The organism is Bacteroides rodentium JCM 16496 (assembly GCF_000614125.1).
GTDB classification, from domain to species: domain Bacteria; phylum Bacteroidota; class Bacteroidia; order Bacteroidales; family Bacteroidaceae; genus Bacteroides; species Bacteroides rodentium.
In genome coordinates this window covers 1-17,254 of the sequence record NZ_BAKJ01000031.1, presented here as the reverse complement: position 1 = coordinate 17,254, position 17,254 = coordinate 1, and the positions used below count along the sequence as shown (strand labels likewise).

Below are 17,254 nucleotides of genomic sequence, written 5' to 3'. Positions count from 1 at the left end.
CAAGAAATAAGGAAATATAATGAAAAGATTTAGTTGTTTTTTTATCTGGATTTTTGTCCTGACAAGCATACTTCCTGCGCAGGAAAGAGAGGTGAAACTGAAAATTGTGCAGACCAGTGATGTGCATGGAAACTATTATCCCTACGACTTTATACGCCGCCGGGAGGCAACCGGCAGTCTGGCACGTGTGCATGCTTTGGTGCAAAAGGAACGTGAGGCTTATGGTGAAAACCTGATTCTCTTGGACAATGGCGACATCCTGCAAGGACAGCCTACCGCCTATTATTATAATTACATAGATACCGTTGCCCCTCATCTGGCAGCGGAGATGATGAATTTCATGGGGTATAATGCCGGCAATATGGGTAACCATGACGTAGAGACCGGTCGTACCGTTTTCGACCGTTGGGCAGGTGATTGCCGTTTTCCGATATTGGGTGCCAATATTGTGGATATTGCTACCGGAGAACCCCATTTCAAACCCTATGAGGTGCTGGAACGTGACGGAGTGAAAATTGTGGTTCTCGGTATGATAACTCCTGCCATCCCCGTATGGCTTTCAGAGAATCTGTGGAAAGGATTGCGTTTCGACGATATGGAGGAAACTGCCCGCAAATGGATGAAGATTATCCGTGAGCAGGAAAAGCCTGATTTGGTTATCGGTGTGTTCCATGCCGGTCAGGATGCCCAGCTGATGGGAGGCAAGTATCGCGAAAACGCTTCGGTGGAAGTGGCGTGCAACGTGCCGGGATTCGATATTGTCCTGATGGGGCACGACCATGCGCGCGAATGCAAGAGGGTGTGCAACATAGCCGGTGACTCGGTACTGGTGATGGACCCTGCCAGCAACGGTGGCGTTGTGAGTAATGTGGATATAACCTTGAAATTGCGTGACGGCAAGGTTGTTGGCAAGAAGATAGACGGCATACTGTCCGATACGCAAGACTACGGCGTCAGCGAAGGGTTCATGCAGCGCTTTGCCCCCGAATATGCAGCTGTGCAGAATTTTGTTTCCAAGAAAATAGGTTCTTTTACCGAGACTATCTCCACACGTCCTGCCTATTTCGGCTCTTCCGCTTTTATAGACCTTATCCATGAGTTGCAGTTGGCAATCAGCGGAGCGGATATTTCTTTTGCGGCTCCTTTGTCCTATGATACGGAAATTCGTAAAGGAGACATCTTTGTGAACGATATGTTCAATCTGTATAAGTACGAAAATATGCTTTACACCATGCGTCTGACGGGAAAGGAGATACGCGATGCCTTGGAGATGTCGTATGATTTGTGGACCAATCGGATGAAGTCTCCGGACGACCATATCCTGCTCTTCCGTGAGAAGCGCCGCGAAGGTGCTACGGATAGGGCCTCATTCAAGAATTTCAGCTTCAACTTCGATTCTGCGGCGGGTATTATCTACACGGTGGATGTGACCAAGCCGGATGGCGAGAAGGTAACCATTCTCAGTATGGGGGACGGTACCCCATTCGATATGGATAAAATGTATAAGGTAGCGGTGAATTCTTATCGCGGAAACGGTGGCGGCGAATTGCTGACAAAGGGTTCCGGCATCTCGCAGGATGAATTGAAGGAACGTATCATCCACTCTACGGACAAGGACCTGCGCTACTACTTGATGCAGTACATCGAGCGGAAGAAGGTGATTGAACCGCGTGCGCTGAATCAGTGGAAGTTCATTCCCGAAGAATGGGCGGCTCCGGCTTCCAAGCGTGATTATGAGTTCTTGTTTGGCAAAGTTAAAGAATAATTCACTATCTTTGCGGCTCAAAAATCTATAATGTAAGTTTTTGGACGTGAAGCAGAAGAAAAAAATTATAGGCGCATTGAGCTTGCTGGTACTGTTTATCATGTACCAGGCAAGCATCATCGCGTTCACTCACGTCCATTATGTGAATGGGGTGATGATAACGCACTCGCACCCTTTTCATGGCACACACTCTCACTCCCAGACTTCCCTGCTGGTTATCGGGCATCTGTCGGCATTCTACTCTTCCGGGGTGGATGTGTATGAGGTCCAGCATCCGATGCGTCCTTTGCTGGCCGTGCTCAGCGTCAAACCGGCAACACCTACTGTAAAGGGGGAAGTGATACGTACTCTTTCCCTTCGCGCTCCTCCCGCTCTTTTTCATAGTCATTAGGTTTACGCCTGGATTTTTTGTATGTAGATACCAGGCATTTTAGTCTCGAATGTCCGGCATTTCAGTGAACGAAGTGCGGCATCTCGGATTATTATCTTTTTTCAGACTTGAATTATTTTTTTAATTTAGAGCGCTAATTTGATGAAACAATACATTTTGGCGTTGGTACTTGCTGTGGTAAGTGCCAGCGTAGCTTTTGCCGTAAATCCTATAAAGGAAGGCAATATGATTTCCGGCCATGTGATAGTGAAAGGTACGGAGGAAAATATACCGTATGCCACGGTTTTGATTATCGGTAGCGGACAGGGAACGGTTTCCAATGAAGAAGGACAATTTGAGTTCCGCAAGCTTCCGGCGGGAAAATACAAGCTCCGTGTGTCGGCCGTGGGCTACAAGACCCAAGAGAAGGAAGTGACGGTGAGCAAGGACTTCACTGCCGTCATACATTTCCCGATGGAAGAGGAGAGTTTCATGACCGATGAAGTGGTGGTATCTGCCAACCGCAACGAGGTAAGCCGCAAGGCAGCTCCGGTAGTCGTGAATGTGATGAGTTCCAAATTGTTCGAGATGGTCAACTCCACCGACCTTGCCAAGACACTGAACTACCAGTCGGGCTTGCGTGTGGAGAACAACTGCCAGAACTGTGGTTTCCCCCAGGTGCGCATCAATGGCTTGGAAGGTCCGTATTCGCAGATATTGATAAACAGCCGTCCCATCATCAGTGCATTGAGCGGTGTGTACGGATTGGAGCAAATCCCCGTGAACATGATTGAACGGGTAGAAGTGGTGCGTGGCGGAGGCTCTGCCCTGTTTGGCGCCAATGCCGTGGGAGGAACTATCAATATTATAACCAAAGACCCCATCAACAATTCCTTCCAGGTATCGAGCATGTTCTCCAATATGGACGGCAAGTCCTGGGAGCAATATATGGGTGGCAATGTGTCGCTGGTTGCCAAAGACAATTCTTACGGCATTGCCCTTTATGAGAGTTACCGCAACCGCAACCCCTACGACCGCGACGACGATGGCTTTTCCGAGCTGGGCAAGCTGAACATGAATACCTTCGGCTTCCGCGCCTATTACCGTCCTACGCATTTCAGCCGCATCAATCTGGAATACCATACCACTAACGAACTTCGTCGCGGAGGTAATAAATTTGATTTGCAGCCGCATGAGACGGACATCACCGAGCAGACCAAGCATATCATCAATAGCGGAGGCGTGAGCTACGATTTGTTCTGGAAAGAGTACAAACATAAGATTTCAGCTTACACCTCCATCCAGCACACCGACCGCAACAGTTACTATGGTGCCCAAAAGGACATGAATGCCTACGGCAAGACGAAAGACCTGACTTGGGTTGCCGGTGGCATGTATGTGGGCAATATGGACAACTGCTTCTTTGCTCCCGCCACCTTCACCGGCGGACTGGAATATCAGAACAACTCCCTGCACGACGTCATGACCGGCTATCATCGTGACATGGAGCAGGATGTCCGCATTGCCAGCGCTTTCGTGCAGAATGAGTGGAAAATGAATCTGCTGACCATGTTGGTCGGCGCCCGCCTGGACAAGCACAACCTGATTGACAAGCTTATTTTCAGTCCTCGTGTCAACCTGCTCTACAAGCCGACAGATGATTTTCAGGCACGCTTGACTTATTCTACCGGTTTCCGTGCTCCGCAGGCATACGATGAGGACTTGCACGTAACGGCGGTAGGCGGCGAGGGTGTCCAAATCAAACTGTCCGACAATCTGCGCGAAGAACGTTCCAACAGTTATAGCGGTTCGGTAGACTGGACTGCCCATCTGGGGCACTGGCAGGCAAACATCCTGGTGGAAGGTTTCTATACAGACCTGCGCCACGTCTTTGTGCTCGAAGATATCGGCAAGAACGAAGTAGGGGATGTCATCAAGGAACGCCGCAACGGAAACGGCGCACGCGTATACGGTGCCAACCTGGATGCAAAGATTGCCCATGGCAAGGAGGCGCAGTTCCAGCTCGGATTTACGGCACAGCGCAGCCGCTATACCTATGAGGAAGCCTGGACACAGGTGGACGGAGAAGACCTTACCACCAAGCGCATGCCCCGTACACCGGATTATTACGGGTACTTCACTTTCTCTTCCGCACCGGTCAAGAACTTTGATTTCTCTCTTTCCGGTACCTATACGGGAAAGATGATTGTTCCGCACTACGCACCGGAAGACGTTCCCGAGGGCGCCTTCTGTAATATCACCTCAGACCGCATGGAGCATACTCCCCAATTCCTGGACCTGAATGTGAAGTTGAACTATACGTTTGTGCTTCACGACCATATCAAGCTCCAGCTGAATACGGGTGTGCAGAATATCTTCAACAGTTTCCAGAAAGACCTGGATAAAGGGGAATTCCGCGATGCGGGTTATTTCTACGGACCGACGCAGCCGAGAACCTTCTTTATCGGTTTCAAGATAATGAACTAAAAGTTTCCATTTAAGGATTTTTAGAGCTAAATTCCGCAAAATAGTCCTACATTTGTCGCCAAAGCACAAAAAACATGGATACTAAGAGAATACGGAATGTAGACATTTCCCAGATACATCATTTGCCGATGATTGATTTCATCGGCAATGATTTTGCTATTTTTGATGACATCAAGGACATGCCTTTGAGCTCTTATCCCACTCGTTTGAATGCTGCTTGTCTGACAGTCTGCCTGAAAGGGTGGTGCAAACTGGAACTCAACCTGCAGCAATGTGAAATGCGGGAAGGTATGTTGGGTATTATTCTTCCCGACCAGATTGTTCTGCAACGCGAGCGTTCCGAAGATTTTTCCGGACTTTTCATTGCCGTTTCAAAGGGCTTTATGGATATGGTGATACCTACCATGCAGCAGCTTTTCCCTATGTTTTTCATGATTAAGGAACGGCCTTTCGTTCACATCACTCCGGAGGAATCCCAATCATTCCAGGAGTATCACTCTTTTCTTTGGAGCAAGGTGAAGCTGAAAGACAATCCTTTCCGTAAGGAAATCACCCAGGGGTTGCTGTTGGCCCTTTTTTATGAGATATATAACATCTATCAAGGACATGTCATCCTGGAACGCATTCCCAAAAGCAGGAAGGAAGACTTGTTCGAGCGCTTTATCCGTGCTATTTCCGAGTCCTACAAGGAAGAGCGCAGCGTGTCCTACTATGCTGATAAGATGTTCCTCACTGCCAAGCACCTTTCCACCGTAGTGAAGGAAATCAGCGGAAAGACGGCAGGCGAATGGATTGACAGTCTCGTCGTTTTGGAAGCCAAAGCCTTGTTGAAGTCTTCCGAGCTGAGCATCCAGGAAATTGCAGACGAGCTGCACTTTGCCAACCAGTCGTTCTTTGGCAAGTACTTCAAACATCACACCGGCATGTCACCTAAAGAATATCGCCGGCAATAGGTTCAACGTGACGGAATAATGTTTATTTTTGCGGTAAAGATTTACCCCCAAAATAAACTATCATGGAAAAAAGAGAAATTGACCTTACTGTTTCCTGCTATGGGAAGGTGAAAGGAGTGAAGTATGACGTTGTCATCCTGCCTTGGGGAGCTACGGAGCCCCATAATCTGCATCTGCCTTATCTCACTGATTGTATTCTGCCGCATGACATTGCCGTAGACGCGGCTGCACTGGCTTTGCAGAATTCCGGTGTACGCTGCATGGTGATGCCTCCCGTACCTTTCGGTGCACACAATCCGGGGCAGCGCGAACTTCCGTTCTGCATCCATACCCGCTATTCCACCCAGCAGGCCATTCTGGAAGACATAGTTGCCTCCCTCTATGCACAAGGCATGCGCAAGCTGATTATTCTCAGCGGTCATGGCGGCAACAACTTCAAGGGAATGATTCGTGACCTGGCGTTCGTGTATTCCGATTTTCTGATTATCGCCGCCGACTGGTTCAGCATCGTCCCTCCTAAAGACTATTTTGAGGCTGTTGTCGACGACCATGCCGGCGAGTCTGAGACTTCCGTCATGATGCATTACCATCCCGAGCTGGTGAATCTGACTGAGGCCGGTGACGGGGAATCCAAACCGTTTGCCATTCCTTCCCTGAACGAAAAGGTGGGCTGGGCTCCCCGCCATTGGGATAAGGCTACAGTCGACAGCGGGGTAGGGAACCCCCGAAAAGCTTCTGCCGAGAAAGGAGAGCGTTATGTGAAGCTCGTTGTGGAGAAACTGGCGAAGCTCCTGGTGGAAGTGGGGCAGGGGAGCCTGTACTGATACGTCTCTCTCGGGCATTCCTGAAAAAAAGAGGATGTGCCGAAAGTATATGAACGCTTCCATCATGCTATAATAGAAGGCGCGGATGACACGGAATAGCGCGGATTCAGTTGCATAAATCCGTGAAATCCGCGTCATCCGCGCCTAAAAGAAAGTGTTAAGAGGGTTTTGCCCCCCCTCTTTATGCACTCTGAAAACTATTTCTTTCCAAACCGTGCCCAAAAGCTTTTCTTTTTCTGTCGCACCGTTTCCCGGTTCTCACGCAACAGCTCTTCATAGGTCAGTCCGTCGCGTATCATGCGGTAGATGCTTCCCCAGTCGGGCAGTCCACCCAGGTTACGGTCGTCAATGAAGAGGTCGACTTTTACTTTGCGTGAGAAACCGTTGTGCGAGGGGGCTTCTTCCGGATAATCCCGGTTGACGGCATAGAATTCCACCCCTCGTTCTCTGCACCATTCTACAGCTTCCTCCAAGAGCTCTCCTTCCCTTACCGACCACAGAATCAGTCGGTGCCGGTCCTTTATCAGCATCTTCAGTGTGGCAATGGCGAAGGGAATCTCTTCTCCTATCCGTGGGTAACGGTGTTCTACGATGGTTCCGTCAAAATCAACAGCTATGGTCATGATGCTTTTTTATCCGTAAAGGAAAGGGAGTTATCAGTTGCCTGCGGTAGTAGTTCCGCCCGAGTGTTGGCTGATGGGGGCGTTGGTGTATTCTTCGGTGTAGCCTACATACTTTTTCAGCGTCACAGTGGCTTCAGCATTCTTTCCACCCTTGTTCACAATCTTGAAGGTGTAAGTCTTGTTCTGGATTTTGGCCTTGTTGCCGTAGAACACTACATGGTTGCCGCTGATGCTGGTGGTCAGCTCCAGCGTGGAAGTGAATACTTTTTCATTACCTTCATTGGCCGTGATGACTTTTCTGATTTCCTTGGCCAGTTCGGTCGATACATTGGCAGCTTCCAAGGCAGCTTCGGGTGTGGTCGTAAATTCCCATCCGTTGGTTACCTCTACGGTCAGTTTCACGTTTTCCATGGCGGCATAGTCGCGGTTTTCCATACGCAGCACTTCGGCCTTGCCATTCACTTTGTTGTATTCTCCGGCAACAGCGTCGCTAGCCTTTACGTTGGCTTTGATTTTTGCGGCATATTTGCCGGCGAGCGATGAACCCTTGGGGATAGTAATCACGTAGTGGTTGCCTTCAATCTTCACGTCACCGATTTCTTGTGCGGCACGGGTGCTGACGGCTTCCTTGGTTGCTACCATGGCGGCAGGGTCGAAATAACCTTCGCTTTCGCTGGCAGTGAAGTTAGGCACACTGATGATGAAGTCTTTTTCGGCCACGGCATCAGCAGGAGTAGTCGTGATGGCTATGTTCTTTATGGAAGCCTCGATTTCCTTGTTCTGTGCCTGGGCGCTGTTGTCGGCAACGACAGGCTCTTCATACTTCACCACGCTGATGCTGGTGTTTTCGGGAGCAGCCGAGGCAGGAATGATTACTGTGGCAGCTATCTCTTCCTCACCTTCGGCAACAGGTTCTTTGATTGTCACATCTTCTTCCTGAGAGGCGTTTCCGGTGTTTGCTTCAGAGAAGTCGATGGCTTTTGCCAGCATCACACTCAAAGCCACCTGACTGCGGTTTGCCGCATTCGATGCAATCACGGCTTCGGCTTCATAGCTATCCAGACCATTGGCACTGAATTTTACGGTATAAGTCTTGGCCTCTGCTACGGTCAGTGAGTATTCACCGTTTGAACCGGTTGTGGTCTTGATGTCGTTGCTTACTTCCACATTGGCACCGGATATGGCTCCATTGGCGTCGTTCACCGTACCTACGATGTAGTATGCCTTTTGTGTCTCCATCGGGTCGGGCACAATCTCATTTTCTTTGTCATCATCGCCACAAGCGGTTATGCCAAACATGGTTGCTATGAACAGCAGTCCATTGAAAATCAATTTTTCTTTTCTCATTTTTTCATTTTTGTTTTAGTTAAACTTATTGTTATTTGTATTTATTTTCTTTCTATTCTCTTTTTCCGTGCTCTTTATGAGGAAGTGGCGTATATAGTCCGGCTGGTAGAAGTTGCTGCTCCGGTTCTCGTCAGGGCGTGTGCTGTAGCTTTTTCCCAGTCGTTTTTCGATGTATTCCCCATCTGCCACCATGCCGTATGCCCATGCAAAGTAGTTGGCCGGTTTTGCTCTGAAGAACCCTTTCCTGCTCCATTTCTTTCCCGGCAGGGGAATGGCAAAATGGAATCCTCCGTTTATTTCCCCGTCTGTACAAAGGGCGTACAGGCCGATGGCATACTCTCCGAAGTGGCGCGTACAGTCTCCTCTCACGCCATAATCACCGTAAATATACCTTCCCGCTTTCAGGTCGAACTGCAGGTTGAGGTGTGGTTCGTAGTACGAAGCGTTCAGTGAGGCATTGATACGCTGTTTCCTGCCCATGTACCAGCCGTCTTCCCGGGTGATGGCAGAGAATCCGGTGGAGCCTGCCGTTCCACCCAGTTCCCAACGACCGTTGTCGGTGCGGTATTTTATTTCCAGTTGTGCACCGTATCTGTTGTTGGTGAAGTTGCCCACCGTCACTTTCCCGAAGATGTTGTGCCTGAAGCGTACATCCTGCGAGAGGGCTATGACTCCCGGTCTTACCCTTTTCATTTCTCCGCTCTTCAGATTGGTTGCTACGGGCAGTACTACCTGTGCTGTCATCTTTCCGCCTTTCCACAGAGCCATTTCCACAGCAGGATTCAGGTTGATGGCATACGTATAGAGTTCGTCAAACGTATTGTTCTCTAAAAACAAATCGGGGTATATCACCAAATCCACTTTCCATGCAGACGGTGCTTCTTCCTGACCGGCGTTTTCCAATGCCTTCATGGCCGTGTCCGTATCCACCGTAATTCCCATCTGCCGGTATACTTGCGTCAGGCTGATTTCTCCGTTCCTGTATGCTTCTGTCAGTGTATCCGGTAGATTGATACAAAGCCTGGGAATCCGGTTTTCCAGTACCACCAATTGCAGCCCGCCCTTCGTCTTGCTTCCCAGGCAGGCCTCTATGGCTTTACCCACTCCGGTGTAGGTACTTCTATATACATTGTTCTCAAAACTTACAGTGGTTACCCCTGGGGTCTGTACGCATCGTATGTTTTCCATTCCGATGGCTTTCAGGCTCTCTGTCACCTGGGCATCTGCCATTGCAGAAATACCACAGAACCATACTGCCAGTATCCACTTCAAACCGCTTTGTCTCTTGTTTTTCATCCTATTCTCCAATCCCTAATCCTTCATCCTTAATCCCTAATCCCTCTCTTAGTGCAGCAGCCTGCATTCATACCGTATTCCTCCCGATATGCTGTTGAATTCTCGGGTAAACACATGGATGGAGAGATGCTTCCATAGTCTGGCGGCAGCTCCCACATTGAAACCTTCCGAGTCATATTCCGCCATGAAAGACATTTCCCGGCAGAAGGCGGGGGAGTAGCTGATGCCTCCGAAGGGACCGTCTTTTATGCTGTGCTTGTTCAGTGGCAGGTAGTATCCGGCAGTCAGTGCAAGGCGGTCTCCTTTTGCGATGGAAAAACCTTTGGTCAGCACGCCATATATAGTAGCAAAATAGTTTATTCCCGTATTTCTGAAAGGATCATCTACGCCAATTAACAAGCTTGGATGGAATTTCCCTTCTTTTAATGGACGTAAACGTGCAGTCATAGAACGATCTTGATGAAAATACCCTTTTTTCCCATCATATCGTTTAGCTTTCTGTAGTGTACACCGATAGCTCAACTCCAGAAAAGACAAGAATGTGATGTTGGCGAAATAATTTCCGGTGTTGAAGCTGAACGGAGTCATGCCCTCCGGTAGATAATTGCCGCCTCCCATAAAGGTACCGGTCTTCTGCATATCCGCTGTCGGAATGTTCAGCAGTCCGGTGTTCCCCATGGAATATTGGGCCTGCGCCCCCATGCTGCAACCAAGCAGCAGTAGGAGCAGGCACCATTTTTCATTCCCGGTTTCAACATGTCTGGGAAAGAGTGTTTTCACCATCCATTTGTGTCCTCATGTAGAGTTTCTTCACAAATGCCATGTCGTGTGTCACCATGATTTTCACCAGTTCTTCAAAAGAAGTCTTGCGCGGATTCCAGCCCAGCAGTGTCTTGGCTTTGGTCGGGTCACCCAGCAGTTGTTCCACTTCGGCAGGACGGAAGTACTTGGGAGCCACTTCCACCAGTACTTTGCCGGTCTTGGCATCAATGCCCTTCTCATCCACGCCTTCTCCTTCCCAACGCAGTTCCACGCCGGTCTCCTTGAAGGCAAGCGTAGTGAAATCGCGCACGGTGTGATATTCTCCGGTAGCTATGACAAAGTCCTCCGGAGTATCGTGCTGCAGAATCAGCCACATGCACTCCACGTAATCTTTGGCATATCCCCAGTCGCGCAGCGAATTCAAGTTACCCAGATACAGCTTGTCCTGATAGCCTTGGGCTATACGTGCGGCAGCCAGTGTGATTTTGCGCGTCACGAAGGTTTCTCCGCGCCGTTCGCTTTCGTGGTTGAAAAGAATGCCGTTTACGGCGAACATGCCGTAGCTTTCCCGGTAATTCTTCGTAATCCAGAAGCCATATTGCTTGGCCACACCATACGGGCTGCGCGGGTAGAACGGGGTTGTCTCCTTCTGCGGTACCTCCTGCACCAGGCCGAACAGTTCGGAAGTCGAAGCCTGATAGATTTTCGTCTTCTTCTCCAGCCCCAGGATACGTACTGCTTCCAGCATGCGCAGTGTTCCTACGGCATCCGCTTCCGCAGTATACTCCGGCACGTCGAATGACACTTTCACATGGCTTTGTGCGGCCAGGTTGTAGATTTCGTCCGGCTGCACCTGCTGTATGATGCGGATAAGCGAGCTGCTGTCCGTCATGTCCCCGTAGTGCAGGTTCACGAGACGGTTCTTCTTCATATCCCGCACCCATTCATCCAGATAAAGATGCTCTATGCGTCCGGTGTTGAACGATGACGAACGGCGCAGGTGCCGTGCACTTCATATCCTTTTTCTATTAAGAACTCGGCTAGGAACGATCCATCCTGACCGGTGATGCCTGAAATCAATGCTGTTTTCTTATCCATGATTCGGGTTTTAAAATTATGTTATGATGTAAATTTCTCTTTTGTGATATTCCATAAGAACAAGCAGTTCCCGATGATATACCTTCTCCACATTCTTTTGGGTTCCTTTACCAGCCGGTACAGCCATTCCAACCCGTGTTCTTGCCACCATACGGGAGCACGTTGCACGTTTTCGGCAAAGAAGTCGAACACGGCGCCAATGGTACCGATGGGACCGTTTACCTCCAACTCTTTCAGATGTGCATACGCCCATTTTTCTTGTTTGGGAGCGGTCATGCCCACCCATAGCAAATCCGGCTGTGCCCGGTTCACGGCAGCTATCATGGCCTGGTTGTCTTCTTGGGTGAATTCCGGCTTGTAGGGTGGGGAATAGGTCTCTACCCGGATATTGGGATATAGCCGGACAGCTTTTACCTTTATTTTCCTCAGGGTGTCTTCACTGCTTCCCAGGAAGAAGCAGGTGCCTCCTTTCCGGTTCAGCTTATTCATTTCGTACAGAAACAAGTCCCATCCCGCAGTACGCTCTATCTTCTCGTGTCTCAGGAATTTGAATGCCAGTACGATGCTGGCTCCGTCCGGAATCAACGCATCTCCTTTCACTAAAGCTTCTGCAAAGTCAGTGTCTTTCAGTGTAGTGTTGTACGAGTGTGCATTGATGGTGTTAATCAGCAGTTTGCCTTCGGGCAATGCGTCAAGCTCACTTCTGTGTCCCAGAAGCGAAATCGTCTTTAACTTCAACATGTGTAAAAGGGGGGTAGTTATTTTCCGCAGAGTACGCTACGCTCTCGCCTGTTACAGGGATAAAAGTTCTGAACAGGGCGATGAGCTTGTGCGAAAAACGCGGCAAATGTAAAGATAAAGTGTGTAATAAACAAGAGGAATGTGAAAAATGTAATTTTTAGTTGGTCTGATGATTGATGCAGATACCTTTCAGATACCATTCGTACAAGCGGTGTATTCCTTCGTCTATTTCTATTTTATGATGCCATCCAGGTTATGCAGTTTGGTCACATCCGTCAGTTTGCGCAGTGTGCCGTCCGGTTTCGAGACATCCCATCGTAACTCACCCTTGAATCCTATTTCGGCTATGATTTTTTCGGCCACTTCCTTTATGCTGAGTTCCTTTCCGGTACCCACATTGATGTGGCAGTTGCGTATTTCCTTGCTGCCCGCAGCGTATGTGTCTTTAAAGTCCACATTCAGCAGTACATGTACGCTGGCGTCCGCCATTTCTTCGCTCCATAGGAATTCACGCAGCGGTTTGCCGGTTCCCCACAAGGTGACTGCTTCCGGGGTTATTCCGAAGTTGGCAAGCTCTGCCAGAATCTCCTCGTTGCTATGTCTGCCGTTTACCCCTCTCACCGGGCGCAGGTCGATGTCTTTGCGCACGGCTTCCCAATCCCCCTCATTGAGGCATTTGGCAAGGTAGACTTTGCGTATCATGGCAGGCAGCACATGGCTGTTTTCCAGGTGGAAGTTGTCGTTCGGGCCGTATAGGTTGGTAGGCATCACGGCTATGTAGTTGGTGCCGTATTGCAGGTTGAAGCTTTCACACATTTTCAGTCCGGCTATTTTGGCTATGGCATACGGTTCGTTGGTGTATTCCAGCGGAGAGGTCAGCAGCACTTCTTCCTTCATGGGCTGCGGAGCTTCACGCGGGTAGATGCAGGTGCTTCCCAAGAAGAGCAGCTTCTTTACTCCGTGGCGGAAACTTTCACCGATTACGTTCTGCTGTATTTGCAGATTCTGATAGATAAAGTCCGCCCGGTATTGCAGGTTTGCCATGATGCCACCCACATGTGCGGCGGCAAGCACCACGGCCTCCGGCTTCTCTTCGTCGAAGAACTTTTTCACGGCTGCTCCGTCCAGCAAGTCCAGTTCCTTGTGCGAGCGTCCTACTAAGTTTGTATAACCTCTTTGTTGCAGGTTGTTCCAAATGGCGGAGCCTACCAGTCCACGGTGCCCCGCTACAAAAATCTTTGCATTTTTTTCTAACATAGATATATCGTTTTTGTGGAAATAAGTAGTTTACCTTTTTGTGTCTTATTGGGCAAAATCCTTGATTCTCTGTTCTTCTTTCAAGCTACATACCAGTAAGGCACCATTCTTCTCGGCAATGATGTATCCGTCTAGTCCTTCTGCCACCACTTTTTTTTCCTCAGTAGCATGCACGATGCAGTTTGTGCAGTTATACAGTTTGATGTTATTTCCGATGCCCGCATTGCCTTGTTCATCTTGCGGCAACAGTGTTCTCAGCGATCCCCAACTTCCCAAGTCGCTCCAGCCAAACTCGGCAGGTAACGTATGGATGTTGTCTGACTTTTCCATTATGGCATAGTCTATGGAAATCTTTTCACAAATGGGGAAGAGTTTTTTAACAATATCTGTTTCTTGTGGAGTATAGAAGTGCTGTGCCATTTTGTCCATAATGGCGGCTATAGAGGGGGCAAACTTGCGCATTGCCTCTGTAATGGTGTTCGCATTCCATACAAAGATGCCGGCATTCCATAGGTAGTTGCTTTGTACCACATATTCTTGGGCAGTCTTCACGTCTGGTTTTTCCTTGAAGGCGGCTACCTTATATATTTCGGAGTTGTTGATGCGTTCTGCCGCCTGGATATATCCGTAACCGGTTTCCGGGCGGTTAGGCTTGATACCTATTGTAACGATGGTATTGCTGTCGGCAGTAAAGCCGAGTGCGTTGCGCATTACCCGTTGGAACTCAGTAGTGTTTATCACCAGTGCATCCGATGGTGTCACCACGATATTTGCCTGCGGATGCTGTTTCTTTATTTTCCAGCAAGCGTATGCGATGCAGGGTGCTGTGTTGCGTGCCGTTGGTTCTGCCAGAATGTTGCATTCGGGCAAATCGGGCAATTGTTCTTTTACGATATTCGTATATTTCTCACTGGTTACTACCCAAAAATTCTTCATTGGGCATAGTGGTTTGAAACGCTCTACAGTAAGTTGTATCAGCGACTTGCCGCATCCTATTACATCAATAAACTGTTTGGGGTATTCCGGTGTACTCATCGGCCAAAAGCGGCTTCCGATGCCGCCTGCCATAATTACAATGTGGGTTTCCATATATCTCTTAAAAAATATTTTGTAATATGATTTTTATGTTAATGAATAGCAAAACCTATCAGGAAGAATTCTTCATCGTGAGGTGCTGATTTTCTTTCGTCTCTTCTCAGACTTTCGAGCAGTATCCGTTTTTCATTGACTCTGTGTGTAGTGGTGAGAATGGATAGTTTGCCTATGTTTTTTGTTGACTGGCATTTAAACAGGCTCTTAATACTATAAAGATTGTACAGAAGTAATTTCCAATATCTCCTTCATCCGTTCCTCAAATTTCTCCAAAGTGAATTCTTTTAAGAACTTTTCTTTTCCGGCCTTTCCCATTTCCCTGCACACATCGGGATGGTCTATCAGGTATTCTATCTTTTCTGCCAGCTGTTGCGGGCTGTGTTTTTCCACGATAAATCCGGTTTTGCCTTCTTCTATGATGCCGGTTATTCCTCCTTCATTCGTGCTGATACAAGGAAGTCCCTGTTCCATCGCTTCAAGGAGCACTAATGGGAAGCATTCATTATGGTAATAAGTGGGAAATATGAATAAGTCTGCTTGCTTAAGAAAAGAATCTTTTTCTTCTCCATATTTGGCTCCGTGTGCCTGTATATACTTGTCTAGATTTTTAATTTTTACCTTTTGGTTGAATTCATTTTCCGTAATGTCACTCCATTTTCCAATGTAGTCGCAATGGAATGAATAACCATTATTTTTTACGATGTTCAGTGCATCTATCAAATCCCACACCCCCTTTTCCATTAACATATTGCTGAGGAACAATAATTTGAAAGGATTGTTTTTCTTCTTGGAAAAATCATTGGCTACGTTTTGTGGAATGCCATTGGGGCAGTATACCACCTGTTCCGGCTTTGCAAATTTCCGGATGTCATTGTAGAGTGGGGGAGCCAGCAGTATTATCTGTATATTTTTGAAAAAGGCTTTGTACAGCCATTTGTCTGGCCATTGTCCTTCTCTTGATTTCACGCCTTTGTTATGAAAATGTATTATGATGTTTTGCCCCAGGCATTTTAGCAGGAATAGGGTGCAAAAATCTTTGTAGAAAGCTCCGCCTTTGGTATTGGGAGTCAGATAGCATAACTGGGGCTTTATCCTTCTTACGGCTTTTGCTATTTGTAGTTGCTTCTTTAAGTAAACGACAAGTTTCCTTATCCCCCCTTTCCCTATGTCATTGATGTCTTTGGCAAGGGTTAGGTTAAGATAGTGGCAGTCGAAAGCTTCGTTTATCACTTTGCTGTCATGGATATACTTCCCCATCATGGATGCACCATGTACGGGTGGGGGCATGTGCATGATAAAAAGAACACTTGGTTTCATGTTTTGGTCAATTAAGTTCAAAGTACAGACTTCAGCCAATGTGCTATTTCACTGCTGAATTTGTCCGCTCCGGAGGCGTTCAAATGGTCTGGAGTGTGGAAAAGGTTATAAATGCTTTCCGATGTGCCCTATTAAACTCTTGCAGGATAACACCGACTGATTTTTTGTTGTGTTCATGAAATACCATATTCGGATAATATTTTTTTATGATAAATATCGAATATCATTCTATTATTTATTTTTATTTCGCACTTTTTTCACTACTTCCGATGATACTCCCTATATTGCAGCAACTTCGCCAGCATCCACCAAGTGGCTGGAGTATGTTTCGCCATATTCATGAGTTTCCCAATCGGGTCTTTTGTGAAATACTTGCCATATTTCAAAGCCTCTTGGCGGCTTAATGCCAAACGACCGGAAAGCAGCTGGCAATAAGTGAGGTTGCGTGAAATACGGCCACGGGCTTTTAAATAGCCAGAAGGCAATTCATTGGTAGGCGGGTAATAATGCGCTTTTCCCAGTCAGTGATACTGGGCGCATTATTCCAGCGTATCATCATTTTGTTTAGCCAGCCTTGGCTACGGGTCACGTTTCCACCATCGCTTACAAAAAGAATTTCCGGAACAAATCCCCAGCGACCATAAGTGGATACCAATGCCCAAAATTCCAGGTCTTCGGTGATTCTAAGGTCATTGCGTTGCCCTCCAATTGCATCAATCACATCTTTACGTATTAAGACACTTCCTGTGCATACATGCATGTGCTTTGCCCAAAAAGTGAAAAAATCTTCTAATACGAAAGCTTCTTTGTTTTCCTGGTAGCAACTGGGAATTTCAAAGGAACCGGATACAGTGAGGTGACGTTGCGCTACATTGACTGCCACGCAATCCGGATGGTTGTCTAAGAATGATACCGTTTTCTCGATAAACCCTTGCTCCCAATAATCGTCTGCATCCAAATAAGCACAATAGCGGCCTTGTGCTGTTTTAACTCCATTATTGCGGGCAGCAGAAGGCCCTTCATTTTTTTGTTGCAACAATGTGATGTTAGATTCTTTTCGGGTCTTGATTACTTCCACGGAATCATCCGTGCTTCCATCGTCTACCAATATCACTTCGTAAGAATATTGAGTAGTCTGATTAAAGATAGAATCCAAGCAACGTTCCAATAATGCCTCAGCGTTGTAAACAGGTATTATAATTGATAAGTCCATAAATGAAAAATAGGTTGATTTTCAAAGTTATAATGCTTGGAATACACATCTTTAGTCGGGAAATTGTGATGTTCTACACATTTTTAGTTGGAAAGATGTGAAATTTGTA

General features: G+C 47.7%; 14 protein-coding genes and 2 pseudogenes. 5 read left to right on the top strand and 11 right to left on the bottom strand.

Features of this window, described 5'->3' with window-relative positions; genetic code table 11:
* The first annotated feature begins 19 nt into the window (after positions 1–19).
* From JCM16496_RS13835 to JCM16496_RS13815, 5 genes are all read left to right on the top strand, one after another.
* Positions 20–1,765 carry a bifunctional metallophosphatase/5'-nucleotidase gene (locus JCM16496_RS13835; protein WP_025835023.1) on the top strand — a complete coding sequence of 582 codons (1,746 nt, stop codon included), beginning with the start codon at positions 20–22 and terminating at the stop codon, positions 1,763–1,765.
* Between the two features lie 46 nt (positions 1,766–1,811).
* Entirely contained in the window at positions 1,812–2,156 is a 345-nt protein-coding gene (locus tag JCM16496_RS13830; RefSeq protein ID WP_025835021.1) for a DUF8478 family putative metalloprotein, read from the top strand.
* Positions 2,157–2,297: 141 nt separating this feature from the next.
* Positions 2,298–4,622, top strand: coding sequence for a TonB-dependent receptor (locus JCM16496_RS13825; protein ID WP_025835019.1), 2,325 nt, complete (start codon positions 2,298–2,300; stop codon positions 4,620–4,622).
* 74 nt (positions 4,623–4,696) lie between these two features.
* Positions 4,697–5,575, top strand: coding sequence for a helix-turn-helix domain-containing protein (locus tag JCM16496_RS13820; RefSeq protein WP_025835017.1), 879 nt, complete (start codon positions 4,697–4,699; stop codon positions 5,573–5,575).
* A 62-nt stretch (positions 5,576–5,637) separates the two neighbouring features.
* Entirely contained in the window at positions 5,638–6,399 is a 762-nt protein-coding gene (locus JCM16496_RS13815; RefSeq protein ID WP_025835015.1) for a creatininase family protein, read from the top strand.
* A gap of 197 nt (positions 6,400–6,596) precedes the next feature.
* Here JCM16496_RS13815 and JCM16496_RS13810 read toward each other — a convergent pair whose 3' ends face one another.
* The 11 genes and pseudogenes from JCM16496_RS13810 to JCM16496_RS13765 all read right to left on the bottom strand — a co-directional run bounded on the left by JCM16496_RS13810 (position 6,597) and on the right by JCM16496_RS13765 (position 17,145).
* Complete coding sequence (locus tag JCM16496_RS13810; RefSeq protein WP_025835012.1) at positions 6,597–7,022, bottom strand: BT0820 family HAD-type phosphatase; 426 nt, start codon at positions 7,020–7,022, stop codon at positions 6,597–6,599.
* 33 nt (positions 7,023–7,055) lie between these two features.
* Complete coding sequence (locus JCM16496_RS13805) at positions 7,056–8,369, bottom strand: carboxypeptidase-like regulatory domain-containing protein (protein WP_025835010.1); 1,314 nt, start codon at positions 8,367–8,369, stop codon at positions 7,056–7,058.
* A gap of 15 nt (positions 8,370–8,384) precedes the next feature.
* A complete protein-coding gene (locus JCM16496_RS13800) occupies positions 8,385–9,665 on the bottom strand; it encodes a YjbH domain-containing protein (protein WP_025835008.1) in 1,281 nt (426 codons plus the stop codon).
* A 48-nt stretch (positions 9,666–9,713) separates the two neighbouring features.
* Positions 9,714–10,367, bottom strand: coding sequence for a YjbH domain-containing protein (locus JCM16496_RS13795; RefSeq protein ID WP_244440387.1), 654 nt, complete (start codon positions 10,365–10,367; stop codon positions 9,714–9,716).
* Positions 10,368–10,416: 49 nt separating this feature from the next.
* Positions 10,417–11,525, bottom strand: a pseudogene (gmd, locus tag JCM16496_RS13790) (GDP-mannose 4,6-dehydratase).
* A 21-nt stretch (positions 11,526–11,546) separates the two neighbouring features.
* Positions 11,547–12,266: a WecB/TagA/CpsF family glycosyltransferase gene (locus JCM16496_RS13785; RefSeq protein ID WP_025835005.1), complete on the bottom strand. Its 720-nt coding sequence runs from the start codon at positions 12,264–12,266 to the stop codon at positions 11,547–11,549.
* A 157-nt stretch (positions 12,267–12,423) separates the two neighbouring features.
* Positions 12,424–13,523 (bottom strand): annotated as a pseudogene (locus tag JCM16496_RS13780) (GDP-L-fucose synthase family protein).
* Between the two features lie 45 nt (positions 13,524–13,568).
* Entirely contained in the window at positions 13,569–14,612 is a 1,044-nt protein-coding gene (locus JCM16496_RS13775; protein ID WP_025835003.1) for a mannose-1-phosphate guanylyltransferase, read from the bottom strand.
* Between the two features lie 213 nt (positions 14,613–14,825).
* Positions 14,826–15,932 carry a glycosyltransferase family 4 protein gene (locus JCM16496_RS13770; RefSeq protein WP_244440384.1) on the bottom strand — a complete coding sequence of 369 codons (1,107 nt, stop codon included), beginning with the start codon at positions 15,930–15,932 and terminating at the stop codon, positions 14,826–14,828.
* Between the two features lie 260 nt (positions 15,933–16,192).
* Positions 16,193–16,417 carry a hypothetical protein gene (locus JCM16496_RS23930; protein WP_244440383.1) on the bottom strand — a complete coding sequence of 75 codons (225 nt, stop codon included), beginning with the start codon at positions 16,415–16,417 and terminating at the stop codon, positions 16,193–16,195.
* The gene (locus JCM16496_RS13765) at positions 16,399–17,145 is read right to left on the bottom strand and encodes a glycosyltransferase family 2 protein (RefSeq protein ID WP_244440382.1); all 747 of its coding nucleotides are present in this window, start codon (positions 17,143–17,145) and stop codon (positions 16,399–16,401) included. Before JCM16496_RS13765 ends, JCM16496_RS23930 begins: the two co-directional genes overlap by 19 nt.
* Positions 17,146–17,254: the final 109 nt, after the last annotated feature.